We start from the raw sequence: 15663 nt of genomic DNA on the forward strand, positions 1-15663 counted from the left end.
GCCAAGGCTCTCCATGCCGCCATCCTTGCGGGGTACCCGCGACGATGGCGGCTGCCGAAAAGGCTGATCTTTACGCACTCTTTATGCCCTGACCCCACCCCCCATCTCGTCCCTTTACGCCCCTCCCTCGGACAATTTCCCTAAAGCGGCCCATGCGCCGTACCAAGGGAGATGCGCACATGAACATGCTGGACGGGGTGTCACTGCTGCTGGCAGTGGCGTTGGCGATGTACCTGCTGGTGGCGCTGCTGCGCGCCGATCGCAGTTAAGGGGCGGCCATGCACAGTTACGACTACCTATTGCTGTTGGCGTTCTTCGCCATCGTGCTGCTGCCAGCACCTTGGCTCGGGCGCTTTTGCTTCAAGGTGATGGAAGGGCAGCGCACCTGGCTGACACCGGTGCTCGGCCCGCTGGAGCACGGTTGCTACCGCCTGGCCGGTGTACGCGCCGAGCAGGAGCAGAACTGGAAGCAATACACCCTGGCCTTGCTGGCCTTCAACCTGGTCGGCTTCGTATTGCTGTTCACCGTGCTCCTGCTCCAGGGGTATCTGCCGCTGAACCCGCAGCAGCTGCCGGGGCAGGAATGGACGCTGGCGTTCAACACTGCAGTCAGTTTCATGACCAACACCAACTGGCAGGCCTACAGCGGTGAAGCGTCGGTCAGCTACCTGAGCCAGATGATCGGCCTGACTGTGCAGAACTTCGTGAGCGCCGCCACCGGTCTTGCCGTGCTGGTCGCCCTGTGCCGAGGGATTGCCCGTCGCTCCACCACCACGTTAGGCAATTTCTGGGTCGACTTGACCCGCGCCACCCTCTACGTGCTGCTGCCACTGTGCCTGGTGCTGGCACTACTGCTGGTGTGGCAGGGCGTGCCGCAAACCTTCGCCGACTACGCCCACGCACTGACCTTGCAAGGCAGCGACCAGGCACTTCCCCTTGGCCCGGCCGCCAGCCAGATCGCCATCAAGCAACTGGGCACCAACGGCGGCGGCTTTTTCGGCGTCAACTCGGCGCACCCGTTCGAGAACCCCACAGCCTGGAGCAATCTGTTCGAGGTGGCATCGATCATCCTCATTCCGGCAGCGCTGGTGTTCACCTTCGGCCATTACGTCAAAGACTTGCGCCAGAGCCGGGCGATCCTCGCCTGCATGCTGGGCCTGTTCCTGATCGGCGGCGCTACGGCGCTATGGTCCGAGCAACAGCCCAACCCTGCCTTGGAAAGCGCCCAGGTACAACAGACCGCGCCGCTCGAAGGCAAGGAAAGCCGCTTCGGCACCACCGCCTCGGTGCTATGGAGCGTGACCACCACCGCCGCCTCGAACGGTTCGGTCAATGCCATGCATGACAGCCTCAACCCGCTCACGGGCATGGTGGCCATGGTCAATATGATGGTCGGCGAGGTGATCTTCGGCGGCGTCGGCGCAGGCCTTTACGGCATGTTGCTGTTCGTGCTGATCGCCGTGTTCCTGGCGGGCCTGATGATCGGTCGCACGCCAGAGTACTTGGGCAAGAAGCTCCAGGCGCGGGAGGTGCAACTGCTGGTGGCGACCTTGCTGGTGATGCCGGTGGGTGTGCTGGTGCTCGGCGCCATCACCGCGAGCCTCCCCGGGCCTGCCAGTGCCGTGACCAATCCCGGTGCCCACGGCTTCAGCCAACTGCTTTATGCCTATACCTCCGGCACCGCCAACAACGGTTCGGCGTTCGCCGGTTTCGGTGCCAACACGCCGTACCACAACCTGATGATCGGCCTGGCCATGCTTATCGGCCGCTTCGGCTACATCCTGCCGGTGCTCGCCCTGGCTGGCAGCCTGGCAGCGAAGAAGAGCGCGCCCCAGGGGCTGAACAGCTTCCCCACCCATGGCCCGCTGTTCGTGGTCCTGCTGCTGGTGACCATTGTGCTGGTCGGTGGCCTGACTTTCCTGCCGACCTTGGCCCTCGGGCCGATTGCCGAACACCTGAGCCTGGGCTTCTGAGGACCTCCCATGAACATGCCTATTCCTAATGTCAAAGCCAACCGCACCGCCGTGGACCAGACCCGCTTCGCCGCGCTCTGGCGTCCGGCCCTGGTCCAGGCTTTCGTCAAGCTCGACCCCCGCCAACTCAAACGCTCTCCGGTGATGTTGGTGGTCGCCCTGACCGCGCTGCTGACCACGCTGCTGTGCTTCGTCCCCGGCAGTGGCGTGGGGACCGGCGTAGCCCTGCAGATCGCCCTGTGGCTGTGGTTCACCGTGCTGTTCGCCAACTTCGCCGAAGCCTTGGCCGAAGGCCGTGGCAAGGCCCGTGCCGACAGCCTCAAGGCCGGCAGTCAGGGCCTGACCGCCCAGCGTCGCACCGTCGATGGCCGCTTCGAGACCGTGCCCGCCACCCAGCTGCGCAAGGACGATGTGGTCAAGGTCGTTGCCGGCGAGTTGATTCCCGGTGACGGCGAGGTGCTCGAAGGCATCGCTGCGGTCAACGAGGCGGCCATCACCGGCGAGTCGGCCCCTGTGATCCGTGAGTCCGGCGGCGACCGCTCGGCGGTGACCGGCAACACCCGCCTGGTTTCGGACTGGCTGTTGATCCGCATCACCAGCAACCCCGGCGAGTCGACCCTGGATCGCATGATCGCCTTGGTCGAAGGCGCCAAACGCCAGAAGACCCCCAACGAAATCGCCCTGGATATCCTGCTGATCGGCCTGACGTTGATCTTCCTGATCGTGGTGGTGACGTTACAGCCGTTCGCCCATTTCTCGGGTGGCAGCCTGCCGCTGATCTTCCTTGCTGCGCTGTTGGTCACGCTCATCCCCACCACCATCGGTGGCCTGCTCTCGGCCATCGGCATCGCCGGCATGGACCGCCTGGTGCGCCTTAACGTCATCGCCCGCTCCGGCCGTGCGGTGGAGGCGGCGGGTGACGTGCACACGCTGATGCTCGACAAGACCGGCACCATCACCTTCGGCAACCGTCGTTGCAGTGCACTGCATGCCGCGCCCGGCATCACCGCGCGGGAACTGGGGGAGGGCGCGTTGTTCGCCTCGCTTGCCGACGACACTGCCGAGGGCAAATCGATTGTCGAATACCTACGTCAGCAACAGGCGTTCATCGAACCTTCGGCCAACCAGTTCGAAGCCATTGCCTTCAGTGCCGAGACGCGGCTCTCGGGTATCGACTTCCAGCAACGCCGCTATCGCAAGGGCGCGGTCGATGCGGTGTTGGCCTTCGTCGGCCTGCAACGCCTGGAGATGCCCACGCCGCTGGCCCGTGAAGTCGAGCGTATCGCCCAGAGCGGTGGCACACCGCTGCTGGTGTGCATCGACAAACGTTTGCTGGGAGTGATCCACCTCAAGGATGTGGTCAAGCCCGGCATTCGCGAGCGTTTCGCCGAGCTGCGCAAGCTGGGGATCCGTACGGTGATGGTGACGGGCGACAACCCGCTGACCGCCGCTGCCATTGCCGCCGAAGCGGGGGTCGACGATGTGCTGGCCGAGGCCACGCCGGAGAAGAAGCTGGCGCGCATCCGCCAGGAACAGAACGACGGCCGTCTGGTGGCCATGTGCGGGGACGGCGCCAACGATGCCCCCGCCCTGGCCCAGGCCGATGTCGGCATGGCCATGAACGATGGCACCCAGGCCGCGCGCGAGGCGGCCAACATGGTCGATCTGGACAGCGACCCGACCAAGTTGCTGGACGTGGTCCAGGTGGGCAAGGAGCTGCTGGTCACCCGCGGTGCGCTGACCACGTTCTCCATCGCCAACGACGTGGCGAAGTACTTTGCCATCCTGCCGGCGCTGTTCGCCGCGATCTACCCGCAGTTGGGCGTGCTCAACCTCATGCAACTGCAGAGCCCGCAGAGCGCGATCCTCTCGGCCATCGTGTTCAACGCGCTGATCATCGTCGTGCTGATCCCGCTCGCACTGCGCGGCGTGCGCGTCCAGGCGGCGAGCGCGGCCCACCTGCTGCGACGCAACCTGCTGATCTACGGTGTGGGCGGCATCATCGTGCCGTTTGCCGGGATCAAGGCGATCGACCTCTTGCTCAACGCTTTGCACCTGGTTTGAAGGAGATGGACATGACCACTTACCTGCGCCCGGCCCTGAGCCTGGCCCTGCTGATGACCCTGGTCACCGGCGCGCTGTATCCCCTGGCGGTGACCGGCATCGCCCAGGTCGCCTTCCCCGAGCAGGCCAATGGCAGCTTGGTACGTGACGAGCAGGGGCGGGTGCGCGGCTCGGCCTTGATCGCCCAGGACTTCACTGGCGATGCCTGGTTCCACTCGCGCCCGTCGGCCGGCGCCTACGCCACCGTCGCCAGCAGCGCCAGCAACCTCTCGCCGAGCAATCCGGTCCTGGCCGAGCGGGTCAAGGCCGAGGCCTCTGCGCTCTATCAACCCCAGCAAGGCCCTGTACCCCTGGCCTTGCTGACCACCTCCGGCAGCGGCCTGGACCCGCACCTGCCGCCCGATGCCGTGGCCTATCAACTGCCCCGTGTGGCGTCGGCGCGGCAAGTGCCGGTGCAGCGCTTGCAAGCGTTGGTGGAAGCGTCCACCCTCCACCCATTGATCGGCCCGCCTGTGGTCAACGTGCTGGCGCTGAACCAGGCGCTGGAGCGCCTGGCCCCGATGCCCTCCGGCTCCTGAGCCTTATCGGAGCTGGCGAAGCCTGCGGCCTGCACAGCAGGCTCCAGGCTCTCTGAAATCGAAGGATGAAACATGAGTGACTCCGCCCGCGCCGATGCGCTCCTGGCGGGCCTGCCGCGCGAAGGTCGTGGCAAGCTCAAGGTATTTCTCGGCGCCGCCCCCGGCGTGGGCAAGACCTACGCCATGCTCCAGGCCGCCCACGCCCAGCAACGTCTGGGCGTGCAAGTGCTGGCCGGGATCGTCGAAACCCACGGCCGCGCCGAAACCGAGGCGCTGCTCGGCGGCCTGGCCCAGCAGCCCTTGTTGCGTACCGACTACCGCGGCGTGACCCTCGAGGAGATGGACCTCGACGGCTTGCTCAAGGCCGCCCCCACCTTGGCCCTGGTGGACGAACTGGCCCACACCAATGCCCCCGGCAGCCGCCACACCAAGCGCTGGCAGGACGTGCAGGAACTGCTCGCTGCCGGCATCGATGTCTACACCACCGTCAACGTCCAGCACCTGGAAAGCCTCAACGACAAAGTCCGCGACATCACCGGCGTTCAGGTCCGCGAGACCCTGCCGGACTGGGTCCTGCAGGAAGCCTTCGAGCTGGTGCTGATCGACCTCCCACCGCGTGAGCTGCTGATGCGCCTGCGCGAGGGCAAGGTCTATGTGCCGGAGCAGGCGAGGGCGGCCATCGACGCCTACTTCTCCCAGACCAACCTCACCGCCCTTCGCGAGCTGGCCATGCAGACCGCCGCCGCTCAGGTCGATGCCGACCTCGCCCACGGCTACCGCCAGCGCGGTCAGGAGGCCCCGGCCCTGCGCGGGCGCCTGCTGGTGGGCGTGGACGGTGACGAGCAGGCCGAACGCCTGGTGCGCCATGCCAGTCGCGTTGCCCAGCGCCGCCACTTGCCTTGGAGCCTGGTGCACGTGGACAACGGCCGCCTGCGCGACGAGACCGCCCGCCAGCGCCTGCAGGCCGCCCAGCAACTGGCCGAGCGTCTGGGCGGCGAAGTGGTCGTGCTGCGTGCCGGCGAAGTGGCCCGCACCCTGATCCAGCACGCCAGCGAACGCCGGGCCAGCCTGGTACTGGTAGGCCAGTCCCGCGATCGGCTGCGCCGTCGCTTGTTCGGCGCAGGCGTGGCCGCGCGCCTGCTGCGAGAAAGCCACGGCCTGGAAATCAACGTCCTCGACCGCGACACCCAACCCCGCACAGCACCCTCGGCGGTGCAGCGCGTGTGGGTCTGGCGCCATTACCTGCTGGCATTGGTGGCCACCGTGCTGGCAGCAGGGTTGTCGTGGGCGGTATCCAGTGTGCTGGCGCTGCCCAATATTTCCTTGGTGTTCCTCGCTGCCGTGCTGCTGGTGGCGGTGCGCAGCAGTCTGGGGCCGGCGCTGGCCTGCGCGGCGCTGTCGTTTCTCACCTATGACTTTCTGTTCATCCCGCCGAACTTCTCCTTCGCCATCCAGCGCGAAGAAGACGTGCTCACCCTGGTGTTCTTCCTGCTCATGGCGGGCCTCACCGGCAACCTCGCCGCCCGCCAGCGCCGTCAGTTGCAGGCCCTGCGCGAAACCCAGGCCGAGACCACGCAACTGCTGGACCTCTCACGTCGTCTCACCGTGGCCACGGACCGCCAGGCTGTGTTCAACGCCGCCGGCCAGCACCTGGGCGCCTGGCAGGACATGCAGGCCTGCCTGCTCGAGCGCAATGCTGAGGGCCTATTGCAAGCCACCAGCAGCCACGAACCGCAACTGACCGACAACGAACGCGCTGCCGCCGAATGGGCCTGGCAGCACGGCCAGGCCGCCGGGCACGGCAGCGACACCCTGCCTGATGGGCGTTGGTGGTGGTGGCCGCTCGCGGTGGACGATCAACCCCTGGCCCTGCTTGGCGTGCGCCCACGCACAGGGGAGACCTTAAGCCCCCAACGCCGACGCCTGTTGATGTCTCTCGGCCAACCCCTGGCCCAGGCCCTGGCTCGCGCCCGCCTGGGCGAGCAACTGGAGGCCGCGCGCCTGCATGGCGAGACCGAACAACTGCGCAGTGCACTGCTGGCCTCTGTTTCCCACGACCTGCGCACCCCCCTGACCGCCATGCGCGGCAGTATCGACAGCCTGCTGGCCCTGGGCGACGCCATCCCCCCGGCCGATCGCCAAGAGCTGCTCGAAGGCACCCGCAACGAAGCCGAACGCCTGGACCGCTATATCCAGAACCTCTTGGACATGACTCGTCTCGGCCACGGCGGCCTCAAGCTCGCCCGCGACTGGGTCGCCCCGGCCGACATCGTCGGCAGCGCCCTCAACCGCCTGCGCGTGGTCCTGGCTCCGCTGCGTGTGCACACCGATGTGCCGCCCGAGCTGCCGCTGCTGTTCGTGCATGCGGCGCTGATCGAACAGGCGCTGGTCAACGTGCTGGAAAACGCGGCCCGTTTCTCGCCGGTCAACGGGCGCCTGGCGTTGCAAGTCTCTGAGCAGAACGAGCAACTGCACTTCGCCGTCAGCGACCAAGGCCCGGGCATTCCGGTGAGTGAGCGCGAGAAGATTTTCGACATGTTCTACACCGCAGCCCGCGGCGACCGGGGAGGGCAGGGCACCGGCCTTGGCCTTGCCATCTGCCAAGGCATGATCGGCGCCCACGGCGGGCAGATCCTCGTCGGCGACGGCATCGATGGTCAGGGCACCTGCATCACTCTATGCTTGCCGTTACCTCCACAACCTGAGCCTGAAAGCGAAGCCCCATGAGTCAGTCCGCCACCCTGCTGGTCATCGACGATGAACCGCAGATCCGCAAGTTCCTGCGCATCAGCCTCGCCTCACAAGGCTACAAAGTCATCGAAGCCGCCACCGGCGCCGAAGGCCTCGCCCAGGCCGCGCTGAGCAAGCCGGACATGGTGGTGCTCGACCTTGGCCTACCCGACATGGACGGCCAACAGGTGCTGCGCGAGCTGCGTGAATGGAGCACCGTGCCAGTGCTGGTGCTCTCGGTGCGCGCGAGTGAAGTACAGAAAGTCGACGCACTCGATGGCGGCGCCAACGACTACGTGACCAAACCGTTCGGCATCCAGGAATTCCTTGCCCGCATCCGCGCCTTGCTGCGCCAGACGTCCCAGGCCGACGCTGTCCAGTCGAGCGTAAGCTTCGGCCCCTTGGTGGTGGACTTTGCGTTTCGCAAGGTGACCCTCGACGGTGCGGAAGTAGCCCTGACCCGCAAAGAGTACGCATTGCTCGCCCAGCTCGCCGGCCACCCCGGCCGCGTCATCACCCAGCAGCAACTGCTCAAGGACATCTGGGGGCCGACGCATGTCGATGACACCCATTACCTGCGCATCGTCGTCGCCCACGTGCGGCAGAAGTTGGGGGATGATCCGACTGCGCCGCGGTTCATCATCACCGAAGCCGGCGTAGGCTATCGCCTGGTTGCCCCGGGGCCCTGACCGGTGCCGCTTCGCGCCCCAACGCGGCGCAAGGGCTGCAAAGCAAGCACCTTGACCTCAGCCCATCATCCCCAACTCCGCATCATCCATCAGCGCCTTCGCTAACGCCGCCAGATAGTGCGACGCCCATACCAACTGCGGCTTGTCGTCCATCACGCCTGTTAGGGTCATGTCCCGCACATACCCCATCAACTCCGAAGCCTGCTCGCGTGCGTGCTGGCACGAGATACCAGGCTCGATGCAAAACAGCGGCGCGGTCATGCCCTCGCCCTGGTAGAACTTCGTCCTGCCCACCGTCCTCGGCTCGATGTCCTTCGTGGTCATTGTTCGATCTCCCTGAAATGATCAGCGCCGCCCCGCAGGCACACCGCTGCCCCAACGACAACGCAAAACCTCTGTGGGTGCGGATTCACTCGCGAATGGGCCGGCGCAGATAGCACATGGTTAAAGGCTTAAATGCAGCGTCTTAGGGTTGGACACGCAAGCCCAAAACCTGAATCGAAAGTGGGAGTAGCGGGATTGGATGGTGAGCTACGATCCGAATGGATTGAATTTGCGTTGAGGCTGGGGATCGTGCTTTGAGAAAGGGATAGCGAGATGGATCGAAGATCGTTTTTCAGCATGGCAACTCCTGTATTCCCGATAGTGCTGCACACGACCTGCTGTCAAACAGGTGGGTGGCAGCTGCGTATGGGTTGACAGACCGGTGGAATACAGGAAGACCGGCGCACGCGAACGTGCCCCACACACAGCCGCCATTGAAGGCCAAGCTATGCCCCTGCGTTCCGTTGCGGCCTGTCAAAGCCGCGTCGTTGACGTGCAACGGCTCGCCGAGACTAGAGCCCTGCCAGAGCACCCGCAACGGAAAAAAGGTGGCGGGAGTGTGTTTGGGAAATGAACTACGAGGAAGAGGGGGAATCTGATTTTTTCTACGGTTTCGGAGCATTTGGAAAAGGCCGTGCAGACTGGTGAGCTAGTAGGTTTCCTAATGCACGCCCTCGATCCGGATGAGAACAGCCGGTGGATCTACCGCCTGATGATTGATCGCAACCACCAAGGCCGTGGTTACGGGCGTGCGGCCCTGCGAGCGCTCATGGCTCATCTCCACTCCTTGCCTGGGGGACCAAGCGTCGCCCTTGGTGTTGACCCCGAAAACGTCGGCGCGCGACGTCTCTATGCATCCGAAGGCTTCGTCGAGACCGGTGAAGTCATTGATGGTGAGTTGATCATGCGACGGATGTCTACGTGATCCTAGACAGGGGCGCCGTGGCGCCCCTGCAACTTCGAAGAGCCACGGCCACTATGGGTCGATAACAGTCCCTCGCGACTCACTGACCTATCAGGGCAGCGAAATCCCGTACTCTGCGAGCTTGGCCTTGTGCTCATTTTTCACGTAACTCTTGTTGACCATCTGCGAGAACTTCATGAAGTCGGCTTTGGCATCATCTTGACTCTCCAAATGGTCGTACGCTATTCCACGCGCATAATAGGCCCATGCGTAGTCTGGCTGGCGCTGAAGGCCCGTGCTGAAGGCTTCGGCGGCCTCCCGGTATTGCCCAAGATCTGTCAGAGCGAGGCCCAAATGATAATAGGTCGGCATGTGAAAGCCGGTGCCTTTGCCTGCCTCTCCGATTCCGTTATCAAGGTTGTACTGGACGAGTTCGAGCGCCTTTTTCGGATTGCCAGCGTCACGATACATGGCGCTCAAATCCAGGTTGTCGCGTGGGCTAGGCTTACCGTCGAGCTGCATGGATTTTTCCTTGGCGACCACGGCTTCGGGGAAGCGCTTGAGGTTGCTATACGCATCCGCCTGCACCGCGTAAACCAAACTTTGCAGCGAAGCGGACAGCGTATTCTTTTGCAGGCATAGATCACCCTCCTGCAACGCCAGAGGGTAGTTTGCGACTTTGTGCGCTTTGAACTGATTAGTGCAGTGGATCAGGTTGGGGTTTTTCGGGTTTTGCATCCCAGCACAACCTGTGAGGATGACGGTGCAGGCGATGATAATGGGCCAGCGAGCATTCACGTTAGGCATCCTTGTCAGTCGAGCAGATGTGCATTGAGATCAGGGCGATAGACCTGCAGGAGCGGCGCGGTCACAGTGCCTTGAAGCGAGCAGAACACAGTGGTGTGGCCCGCCAGCGGCGGTACCGTGTCGCCAGTGTCGACGATCAGCACGCGGTCTACGAAACCAAACGGCGTGGCGACGCCAGGACCGGTTAGTCCTTCGGTTCGCCATTGGCCGATCGGGTCTCCGACGCGGCGGATTTCAGCGCGAGCAATGGCTTTGCCTTGCCCGACAAAGCGTGCGTTGTCAACGATCAGCGGCTTGAGTTTCGCTGCCACCTCTTTAGGCGAACCGTCGGCTACGAAACCCCAGAACAGGAAATTGCCGACGTTCTTTATAGTTTCGGCGTGGTTGTAATAGCCAATAAGAGCCACGCCATTGACCATTAGAGGCGTTTCGAAGTGTTGGTAAGTGCCCCCTTCCTGTAACGGATTCAAAATGGTCGGAGCCTTGACCGAGCCGTAATCACTCAGACGCAAGGTTCCTGCTGGCAGACGCGCATCGCGCAGCCGCTCGAAGAAATGCGCATCGCAACGAGAGAATTCAGTCAACAGTTGATCGGGCGTGGTGACGGCCTGCACGGGAGTAGCGCAGGCTGCGCCGGAGGCGAGCAAAGCAACGCCGGCGAAAAGAGAGCGGAACATTCAAATCATCCGTGAAATGGGATAAACAACTGTCGGCTGGTGAGCCGGAAACTTTAGCAGTGCAGGCCTGCGGAGAGATCCAGCTTTTCTTTTTGGCTGAAAACGGGTGTGGATCGAGCGTCCACTTCTGGCGGGAATGAATAGCCCTATCTCGAATGGCTGCAATGGGTTGATAGCGGTCATCCACGACCGGCAGCTATCGACCCAGAGCAGCCCTTGGAAGTGGGCAATACACGGCGTTAGTTTCCCAGCGAATAATGCCGGTAGATTACTGATCAATCCTCAAACGCAGGCGTAATTGTGGAGGAAAGCCCTAGCCAACATGCCATTGAAGTCCTCCAGCTTGCTGAGCCTCCACGCTTCCCCGATGCTGATGAATTCACGATTAAGATACCCTGCAAAATCAGTGTTTATCAGGGAGCGGTCCATTGCCAACACGCCCCACTCTTCGAAAGCACTTTCATAGGCAAGCCATTCATAGGTCGGGCTGAATACTAAGTGCGGCATTTCCAGCGGCGTGTCTGATAGGAATGATTGGCGCTGAAGCTCAAGCACACTCTCCTCTGTATTTCGGCCATCGAAGAACCTGCCCACGCAATCGCGGGTGCCCCATGAAAACAGCACTCCCATCCCGCTTGAGAATTGCCGATGGCTTTCGATCAACAGACTTTCAAGCAGGTCCAAGTCAGAAAGAAGTGACCGCTCAAAGAACCAATAACAAAGGTTCTGATCAAGGAAAATATGCGCCGGAAGGTCACTTGTAATGTCGATTTTCCGTGCCAGCTTTCGTACAAAGCTCTGGCACTCCTCTGGGGCGATGGTGTATAGCATCGGCTTTTCCTGAATACGGCATTCGATTGTAAACCTTGAGACGCGCTTGCCGGCGATAGGCTGCTACAAAGCAGCAAGATTTAGCGTCCGCTTTGGGACGAAATCTCCAATCACGAGTGGCCGCTCTCGACCCATAGCGGACGTTCGTGCAAAGCAGCAAACGGCCAGAAGCGGACAATCGCTGGAAGCTGCAGGCTTGCCTGATTCACGCCCGATGTGTGTAATCGTGATCGTTTTTACGCAAAGAGCACAGCATGCATCGCAGCACACTGACCTTTCAGAACACTGTTCGCCCCGGAACCTCGTCAAACGGCTGTACCACCGTTGAGCGCTGCTTTTCCGATTTTCGAATCGACGGGCGTTCCTTACTGGAAATTTTGGCGACCGCTGGTGGGGGGCACTCTGACTTCATGAGCGGTTTCGTATCGGGTTTTTCAGAACAGAATCTCCGGTTCGCCAATAGCCTGCTCCGATGCGAGCAGCCTGAAGTGGAACCTTATCGAGTGCTCATTTACATCTGCCCAGAGTGCGGCGACATCGGGTGCGGAGCCTACTCAGTGCAGATTCGCAGGCTGAGTACCGAGATTATTTGGGAGGCATTTGCGTACGAAAATGGATATGAAGAGCCTCGCGTGATCCCTGATCTTGGCCCATTTAGCTTCAGCTCAGCCCCGTATGCACGCGCTGTCAAAGCTGCGTCTGAGATGTGAATTGGCGGATGGATGAGACCGCCTCTTTTTGTCGCGTCTGCTTTGGGCGAACACATCACGTTCGTCGATGCCTCGTACGAGGAGCGTAACCCAAGAGCAGGCAGTCGAACTTAGCTCTCCAAGTGCCTGCACAAAGACTTGGTTTTGGGCACCGTCGACCAGGCAAGAACGGAACCCAGATCACCTTGATCGAAGGAATATTTGTGATGAGCCACCTTGGCAACGACTTGAAGGCCGATTTCGTTGAAGCACTTAAGGAGATCTCGACGCTGATGTCCATGGCATACGAACAGCTTGGCCCAGTACCGCAAGACCATGCATTAGCTCAAGCAGGCTTGGAGAACGGGGGTGAAATCGTTCTTGACTATGTCAATCACCACGAGGCTGGGTTAGCGTTCGAGCATCTGCTTTACATGATTGACGAACCACCGCTTGTTGTTTCTGAAAAGTGCATGGCCATTCTAGACCGAATCGCAAAGTCCTTGGAGATGCCATCCACGAGATGACTTAGGTTCACCTACCTGAACGTCAGCTTTGGGTCGATAACGGTCAGTCGTGACCGGCTGCTTTCGACCCATACCTGCCAGTCGCTTTCAGCAACTGCCGTCCCAAACCGCTTGATGGCGACACCACGCAATCGCCCTATTTTTCTGTTCTGCCATCCCTCTCCTGACAGTCCTTGTAGACCCGCGTCCTTTGTTGAGAAGATTTTCCGGTGATCCAGGCCTGTGAATTTGATAATGATGGACTTTTCTGTCGAGTTTCCCGAATTCTTGCTCCCGCGTTGCACACTGCGCCGGATACATTGCGGCGATGTAGCGGCGATTTTTACCGGACTTTCCCACCCGCAAGTTATTGCTCACTATGGTGTGTCTTTCGATAGCATCGAGGCGACCCACGAGCAAATGCATTGGTACGACGCGCTGCTGGAGGAGGATCGAGGCATCTGGTGGGGTATCGCCTTACCGGGTCAAGACGAACTGATAGGTGCTTGTGGCTTCAATGATTGGTCTAAAGCCGATCGCAGCGTGGATATCGGCTATTGGCTGATGCCTGAAAACTGGGGCCAGGGGCTGATGCAGGATTGCCTGCTCGCCATCCTCCGCTTCGCCTTCGATACCCTCGGCGTGCACCGCATCCATGCAGATGTCGAGCCTGAAAACTCCGCCAGTACTCGCTTGCTGGAGCGCCTCGGCTTTGTGCTGGAGGGAACGTTGCGAGATGTGGAGTACAAGGGCGGGCGCTTCCTCAGCCTGCACCAGTTCAGTCTGCTGGCTACCGACCCGGCGGCGCTAGCGATGCTGATGGACGACACCCCAACGCTGCGTCCGGCACGTGAGGCGGATGCGCAGGCTCTGAGCGCCTTGGCCCGGCGCAGCAAGGCTCATTGGGGTTATCCCGAAGCTTGGATGAATGCGTGGGAGGGCGCGCTGACCATCCACTCTACGCAACTGAACGGCCATTATGCGGTGCTGACCGCAGCGGATGGTGCATTGTTGGGCTTCTATGGGCTGGAGCACGGCGAGGATGGCTGGCAACTGGAGCATTGCTGGGTTGATCCCTCGGCCATGGGAAGAGGGCACGGACGGCGCCTGGTAGACCACGCCCTGGCTGTAGCACGCGGGTTGGGCGTAACCATTCTTGCGGTTGAGTCGGATCCTTCCGCCAGGGCCTTTTACGAGCGGCTCGGGGCCCGGCATGTGGGCGATGTATCGCGCCCGATCGATGGCGAGGCCCGAAGTCTTCCGATCCTTGAGTGGCGGCTTGGTGATTGACCTTCTTTGAAGAGCAAGGACGTACGCTTTGTGCAACCACATCTCGTACATGCCCTAGCACGCCTGGCGGACGTTGAAACGAAAGAAGCAAAACTCCGATAGGCAGAGCAAGGCCACCAAGGAGTGGAATGTCGAAAAGGGAGAAATTGGCACCGTCGAAAGCGACAACCAATTCCTGACTTGGAGGCATGACATGACTGACTTCACCCCAACCCCAAACGAAGTGGCAGGCAAAGTAGTGCTGGTGACCGGGGCGGCTAGCGGCATCGGTAAGGCCATCGCCGAGCTTCTTCACGCTCGCGGTGCGAAAATCATCGCCGAGGACATCGACCCTGCAGTCAACGCGCTTGAGCGTCCTGGCCTGGTTCCCTTTGTCGCAGACATCACTGTCGATGGCTCTGCCGAGCAGGCAGTGGCGCTGGCTGTCGAGCAGTTCGGCAAACTGGACGTCTTGGTCAACAACGCCGGTCGCATTCTGTACAAACCCCTGATCGAGATGACCCGCGAAGATTGGGAATGGCAGATGCAAACCAACGTGACGGGTGCGTTTCTTCACTCCCGAGAGGCAATGAAGGAAATGATGAAGAACAAGAGCGGCGCGATCGTGAACATCGCTTCCTACGCGTCCTACTTCGCCTTCCCCGGTATCGCGGCCTATACCGCGTCCAAGGGGGCGCTGGCGCAATTGACGCGTACTCAGGCGCTCGAAGCGATCGAGCATGGCATTCGGGTCAATGCCATCGGCGTAGGAGATGTCGTTACCAACCTCTTGAACCACTTCATGGAGGACGGTCGCGGGTTCCTGCAGGAGCATGGCAAATCCGCGCCGATCGGCCGAGCTGCAGCACCGCAAGAGATCGCCGAGATCGTCTCCTTCCTGGCTTCCGAACGCGCCAGTTTCATCGTCGGCTCGGTGGTCATGGCCGATGGCGGCATGAGTGTCCCTGTGGGTTGATCCTTGGCCTTCGAACGCGTTGTGCTGCACGGCCGGCACAACGCGTTCTCTTGCTACCAGACCCCACTCAACGGAGGCGTCATGACCGCACTTCGAAAATCCGACTTCCCTCTCATCGACGTTCGCCAGCATCTGGAAACCGGGCCCATCGTGCTCGTGACCTCAGCCTGGAACGGCGAAACCAACATCATGACCATGGGCTGGCACATGATGATGCAATTCGACCCTGCTCTTTTCGGCTGCTACATCTGGTCGGGAAACCACAGCTATGAGCTGATCCGCAATAGCCAGCAATGCGTGATCAATGTGCCCCACCTTGGAGCTGGCTGACCAAGTGGTCGCGGTGGGCAGTAGTACGGGCAGTGACGTGGAAAAGTTTGGCCAATTCGGTCTCACCGCGACGCCGGCGACTCGGGTTGAAGCGCTCCTGATTGCAGAGTGTTATGCCAGTTTCGAATGCCAGTTGTACGACTCGAAGCTCATTGGCGAATACGGTCTGTTTGTCTGGGAAGTCGTTAAAGCGCATGTCGACCGATCAGTGAAGCAGCCGAGAACGCTGCACTACAGAGGGCGCGGTCAATTCATGGTGGCGGGGGAAGCCCTGGACTTTCACCGGCGATTCCGTCCCCAGAATCTCTGAATGGCG

At 61.6% G+C, this 15663-nt stretch carries 17 protein-coding genes; 13 read left to right on the top strand and 4 right to left on the bottom strand.

From position 1 onward, the window contains the following. Positions 1-179: 179 nt before the first annotated feature. The 6 genes from kdpF (at position 180) to J5X93_RS08465 (ending at position 8034) form a co-directional block, all read left to right on the top strand. Positions 180-269, top strand: a complete 90-nt coding sequence (gene kdpF / locus J5X93_RS08440) for a K(+)-transporting ATPase subunit F (protein WP_043211358.1) — start codon at positions 180-182, stop codon at positions 267-269. A gap of 9 nt (positions 270-278) precedes the next feature. Then, complete coding sequence (kdpA, locus tag J5X93_RS08445) at positions 279-1973, top strand: potassium-transporting ATPase subunit KdpA (protein ID WP_102081767.1); 1695 nt, start codon at positions 279-281, stop codon at positions 1971-1973. Between the two features lie 9 nt (positions 1974-1982). Beyond that, on the top strand, positions 1983-4037 hold the full coding sequence (gene kdpB, locus J5X93_RS08450; protein WP_182941403.1) for a potassium-transporting ATPase subunit KdpB: 2055 nt from the start codon (positions 1983-1985) through the stop codon (positions 4035-4037). A gap of 11 nt (positions 4038-4048) precedes the next feature. Further along, complete coding sequence (gene kdpC / locus J5X93_RS08455; RefSeq protein WP_182941402.1) at positions 4049-4615, top strand: potassium-transporting ATPase subunit KdpC; 567 nt, start codon at positions 4049-4051, stop codon at positions 4613-4615. Positions 4616-4687: 72 nt separating this feature from the next. Then, the gene (locus tag J5X93_RS08460; RefSeq protein ID WP_182941401.1) at positions 4688-7342 is read left to right on the top strand and encodes a DUF4118 domain-containing protein; all 2655 of its coding nucleotides are present in this window, start codon (positions 4688-4690) and stop codon (positions 7340-7342) included. Next, positions 7339-8034, top strand: a complete 696-nt coding sequence (locus J5X93_RS08465; protein ID WP_182941400.1) for a response regulator — start codon at positions 7339-7341, stop codon at positions 8032-8034. The genes J5X93_RS08460 and J5X93_RS08465 overlap by 4 nt, the downstream gene beginning before the upstream one ends. Positions 8035-8091: 57 nt before the next feature. Here J5X93_RS08465 and J5X93_RS08470 read toward each other — a convergent pair whose 3' ends face one another. Beyond that, entirely contained in the window at positions 8092-8358 is a 267-nt protein-coding gene (locus tag J5X93_RS08470; protein ID WP_043215707.1) for a DUF3077 domain-containing protein, read from the bottom strand. 622 nt (positions 8359-8980) lie between these two features. Between J5X93_RS08470 and J5X93_RS08475 the strand changes: the two genes are divergently transcribed. Further along, the gene (locus J5X93_RS08475; protein ID WP_502942733.1) at positions 8981-9283 is read left to right on the top strand and encodes a GNAT family N-acetyltransferase; all 303 of its coding nucleotides are present in this window, start codon (positions 8981-8983) and stop codon (positions 9281-9283) included. Positions 9284-9373: 90 nt separating this feature from the next. Here the strand turns inward: J5X93_RS08475 and J5X93_RS08480 are convergent, their stop codons facing one another. From J5X93_RS08480 to J5X93_RS08490, 3 genes are all read right to left on the bottom strand, one after another. Beyond that, complete coding sequence (locus tag J5X93_RS08480; RefSeq protein ID WP_090345868.1) at positions 9374-10069, bottom strand: tetratricopeptide repeat protein; 696 nt, start codon at positions 10067-10069, stop codon at positions 9374-9376. A 5-nt stretch (positions 10070-10074) separates the two neighbouring features. Then, on the bottom strand, positions 10075-10746 hold the full coding sequence (locus J5X93_RS08485; protein WP_232092046.1) for a hypothetical protein: 672 nt from the start codon (positions 10744-10746) through the stop codon (positions 10075-10077). Positions 10747-11028: 282 nt separating this feature from the next. Further along, on the bottom strand, positions 11029-11577 hold the full coding sequence (locus J5X93_RS08490) for a hypothetical protein (RefSeq protein WP_090345862.1): 549 nt from the start codon (positions 11575-11577) through the stop codon (positions 11029-11031). A gap of 254 nt (positions 11578-11831) precedes the next feature. Between J5X93_RS08490 and J5X93_RS08495 the strand changes: the two genes are divergently transcribed. The 6 genes from J5X93_RS08495 (at position 11832) to J5X93_RS08515 (ending at position 15657) form a co-directional block, all read left to right on the top strand. Then, positions 11832-12287 carry a hypothetical protein gene (locus J5X93_RS08495; protein WP_052352525.1) on the top strand — a complete coding sequence of 152 codons (456 nt, stop codon included), beginning with the start codon at positions 11832-11834 and terminating at the stop codon, positions 12285-12287. Between the two features lie 206 nt (positions 12288-12493). Further along, positions 12494-12793 (top strand): hypothetical protein, encoded by a 300-nt coding sequence (locus J5X93_RS08500; RefSeq protein ID WP_250034618.1) that lies wholly within the window; start codon positions 12494-12496, stop codon positions 12791-12793. A 234-nt stretch (positions 12794-13027) separates the two neighbouring features. After that, the gene (locus tag J5X93_RS08505; RefSeq protein WP_197971506.1) at positions 13028-14062 is read left to right on the top strand and encodes a GNAT family N-acetyltransferase; all 1035 of its coding nucleotides are present in this window, start codon (positions 13028-13030) and stop codon (positions 14060-14062) included. A gap of 193 nt (positions 14063-14255) precedes the next feature. Then, entirely contained in the window at positions 14256-15017 is a 762-nt protein-coding gene (locus J5X93_RS08510; RefSeq protein WP_043215701.1) for an SDR family NAD(P)-dependent oxidoreductase, read from the top strand. An 81-nt stretch (positions 15018-15098) separates the two neighbouring features. After that, positions 15099-15347 carry a flavin reductase family protein gene (locus tag J5X93_RS28295; protein WP_269475608.1) on the top strand — a complete coding sequence of 83 codons (249 nt, stop codon included), beginning with the start codon at positions 15099-15101 and terminating at the stop codon, positions 15345-15347. Further along, entirely contained in the window at positions 15334-15657 is a 324-nt protein-coding gene (locus tag J5X93_RS08515; RefSeq protein ID WP_269475607.1) for a flavin reductase family protein, read from the top strand. The genes J5X93_RS28295 and J5X93_RS08515 overlap by 14 nt, the downstream gene beginning before the upstream one ends. The last annotated feature ends 6 nt before the right edge of the window (positions 15658-15663 follow it).

This window comes from Pseudomonas sp. BYT-1 (assembly GCF_023611805.1).
Lineage (GTDB): Bacteria > Pseudomonadota > Gammaproteobacteria > Pseudomonadales > Pseudomonadaceae > Aquipseudomonas > Aquipseudomonas guariconensis.

Excerpts from the sequence above, each read along its gene's own strand:
- kdpF (WP_043211358.1), top strand. The coding sequence starts at position 180 with ATGAACATGCTGGACGGGGTGTCACTGCTGCTGGCAGTGGCGTTGGCG.
- kdpA (WP_102081767.1), top strand. The coding sequence starts at position 279 with ATGCACAGTTACGACTACCTATTGCTGTTGGCGTTCTTCGCCATCGTG.
- kdpB (WP_182941403.1), top strand. The coding sequence starts at position 1,983 with ATGAACATGCCTATTCCTAATGTCAAAGCCAACCGCACCGCCGTGGAC.
- kdpC (WP_182941402.1), top strand. The coding sequence starts at position 4,049 with ATGACCACTTACCTGCGCCCGGCCCTGAGCCTGGCCCTGCTGATGACC.
- J5X93_RS08460 (WP_182941401.1), top strand. The coding sequence starts at position 4,688 with ATGAGTGACTCCGCCCGCGCCGATGCGCTCCTGGCGGGCCTGCCGCGC.
- J5X93_RS08465 (WP_182941400.1), top strand. The coding sequence starts at position 7,339 with ATGAGTCAGTCCGCCACCCTGCTGGTCATCGACGATGAACCGCAGATC.
- J5X93_RS08470 (WP_043215707.1), bottom strand. The coding sequence starts at position 8,358 with ATGACCACGAAGGACATCGAGCCGAGGACGGTGGGCAGGACGAAGTTC.
- J5X93_RS08480 (WP_090345868.1), bottom strand. The coding sequence starts at position 10,069 with ATGCCTAACGTGAATGCTCGCTGGCCCATTATCATCGCCTGCACCGTC.
- J5X93_RS08485 (WP_232092046.1), bottom strand. The coding sequence starts at position 10,746 with ATGTTCCGCTCTCTTTTCGCCGGCGTTGCTTTGCTCGCCTCCGGCGCA.
- J5X93_RS08490 (WP_090345862.1), bottom strand. The coding sequence starts at position 11,577 with ATGCTATACACCATCGCCCCAGAGGAGTGCCAGAGCTTTGTACGAAAG.
- J5X93_RS08495 (WP_052352525.1), top strand. The coding sequence starts at position 11,832 with ATGCATCGCAGCACACTGACCTTTCAGAACACTGTTCGCCCCGGAACC.
- J5X93_RS08500 (WP_250034618.1), top strand. The coding sequence starts at position 12,494 with ATGAGCCACCTTGGCAACGACTTGAAGGCCGATTTCGTTGAAGCACTT.
- J5X93_RS08505 (WP_197971506.1), top strand. The coding sequence starts at position 13,028 with ATGATGGACTTTTCTGTCGAGTTTCCCGAATTCTTGCTCCCGCGTTGC.
- J5X93_RS08510 (WP_043215701.1), top strand. The coding sequence starts at position 14,256 with ATGACTGACTTCACCCCAACCCCAAACGAAGTGGCAGGCAAAGTAGTG.
- J5X93_RS28295 (WP_269475608.1), top strand. The coding sequence starts at position 15,099 with ATGACCGCACTTCGAAAATCCGACTTCCCTCTCATCGACGTTCGCCAG.